Below are 723 nucleotides of genomic sequence, written 5' to 3' on the forward strand. Positions count from 1 at the left end.
GTCAGCATGGTCTCGGCCGAGACCTTGAACAGCAGGTCGTAGAGGACGGCCTTGTTCTGGTAGGCGATGTCGGCGATCGCTCCTGGGAGTGTGAACACCACGTGGTAGTACGGCACGGGCAACAGCTCGGCCTCGCGGTCGGCAAGCCAGTCCTTCGCGGCGGCGCCCTGGCACTTCGGGCAGTGCCGGTTGCGGCAGGAGTTGTAGGCGATGGTCGTATAGGCGCAGTCCTCACAGCGCGCGACATGGCCGCCGAGGGCTGCCCTGCGGCAGCGCTCGATCGCCGACATCACCTTGAGCTGGTGGAGGCTGACATGGCCGGCATGGGCCTTGCGCCATGCCGGGCCATGGTCACGGAAGATATCCGCAACCTCCAAAGCCGGGCGTGACATGCGTGCGTCAGCCGGGCGGCCGGATCTCCCTGAGCTTGAGCGCGATGTGCTCCAGCGGGCTCATGACCTCGCTGATCGTCTTGGTCGCGACGCGGGTATAGAGCGCCGTGGTGTCGAGCTTGGCGTGACCGAGCAGCACCTGGATGATGCGGACGTCGATGTTCTGCTCCAAGAGGTGGGTGGCGAAGCTGTGCCGCAAGGTGTGCAACGAGACCCGCTTGTTGATCTCCGCCATCTGCGCAGCGGCATGACACGCGCGATTGAGCTGGCGTGTGGTCATCGGCTGGGCCGGATCGCGGCCCGGGAACAGCCAGCCCTGCGGCCGCGCCGC

Annotated in this window: 2 protein-coding genes; both read right to left on the reverse strand. The window is 66.5% G+C overall.

Features of this window, described 5'->3' with window-relative positions:
• Nucleotides 1-392 (reverse strand): IS91 family transposase (locus AC5ZG5_RS46315; RefSeq protein ID WP_496165584.1); only part of this gene is annotated, 392 nt, incomplete at its 3' end.
• Nucleotides 393-399: 7 nt separating this feature from the next.
• Nucleotides 400-723 (reverse strand): tyrosine-type recombinase/integrase (locus tag AC5ZG5_RS46320; RefSeq protein WP_496165585.1); only part of this gene is annotated, 324 nt, incomplete at its 5' end.

Source organism: Bradyrhizobium sp. Ses1, assembly GCF_059512365.1.